A 1421-nucleotide genomic window follows, 5' to 3' on the forward strand; every position below is an offset into this window, starting at 1 on the left:
TTAAGGCTGAGACCTGATGCCGAGCCGATTGTGGTGAAGTGGATGATCCTATGCTGTCGAGAAAAGCCTCTAGCGAGTTTCATGGCGGCCCGTACCCTAAACCGACTCAGGTGGTCAGGTAGAGAATACCGAGGCGTTCGGGTGAACTATGGTTAAGGAACTCGGCAAAATGCCCCCGTAACTTCGGGAGAAGGGGGGCCATCACTGGTGATCGGATTTACTCCGTGAGCTGGGGGTGGCCGCAGAGACCAGCGAGAAGCGACTGTTTACTAAAAACACAGGTCCGTGCGAAGCCGTAAGGCGATGTATACGGACTGACGCCTGCCCGGTGCTGGAACGTTAAGGGGACCGGTTAGCTGACTTTCGGGTCGGCGAAGCTGAGAACTTAAGCGCCAGTAAACGGCGGTGGTAACTATAACCATCCTAAGGTAGCGAAATTCCTTGTCGGGTAAGTTCCGACCTGCACGAATGGCGTAACGACTTCTCGACTGTCTCAACCATAGGCCCGGTGAAATTGCACTACGAGTAAAGATGCTCGTTTCGCGCAGCAGGACGGAAAGACCCCGGGACCTTTACTATAGTTTGATATTGGTGTTCGGTTCGGCTTGTGTAGGATAGGTGGGAGACTTTGAAGCGGCCACGCCAGTGGTTGTGGAGTCGTCGTTGAAATACCACTCTGGTCGTGCTGGATGTCTAACCTGGGTCCGTGATCCGGATCAGGGACAGTGTCTGATGGGTAGTTTAACTGGGGCGGTTGCCTCCTAAAGAGTAACGGAGGCGCCCAAAGGTTCCCTCAGCCTGGTTGGCAATCAGGTGTTGAGTGTAAGTGCACAAGGGAGCTTGACTGTGAGACCGACGGGTCGAGCAGGGACGAAAGTCGGGACTAGTGATCCGGCAGTGGCTTGTGGAAGCGCTGTCGCTCAACGGATAAAAGGTACCCCGGGGATAACAGGCTGATCTTCCCCAAGAGTCCATATCGACGGGATGGTTTGGCACCTCGATGTCGGCTCGTCGCATCCTGGGGCTGGAGTCGGTCCCAAGGGTTGGGCTGTTCGCCCATTAAAGCGGTACGCGAGCTGGGTTTAGAACGTCGTGAGACAGTTCGGTCCCTATCCGCTGTGCGCGTAGGAATATTGAGAAGGGCTGTCCCTAGTACGAGAGGACCGGGACGGACGAACCTCTGGTGTGCCAGTTGTCCTGCCAAGGGCATGGCTGGTTGGCTACGTTCGGAAAGGATAACCGCTGAAAGCATCTAAGCGGGAAGCCTGCTTCGAGATGAGTATTCCCACCCCCTTTGAGGGGTTAAGGCTCCCAGTAGACGACTGGGTTGATAGGCCAGATGTGGAAGCCCGGTAACGGGTGGAGCTGACTGGTACTAATAGGCCGAGGGCTTGTCCTCAGTTGCTCGCGTCCACTGTGTT

General features: G+C 55.7%; 1 rRNA gene (cut by a window edge). It reads left to right on the plus strand.

From position 1 onward, the window contains the following. Positions 1-1399 (plus strand): 23S ribosomal RNA (locus ACFVQ0_RS37115) (it extends 1826 nt beyond the left edge of the window). The last annotated feature ends 22 nt before the right edge of the window (positions 1400-1421 follow it).

This window comes from Streptomyces sp. NPDC057900, assembly GCF_042887885.1.
Lineage (GTDB): Bacteria > Actinomycetota > Actinomycetes > Streptomycetales > Streptomycetaceae > Streptomyces.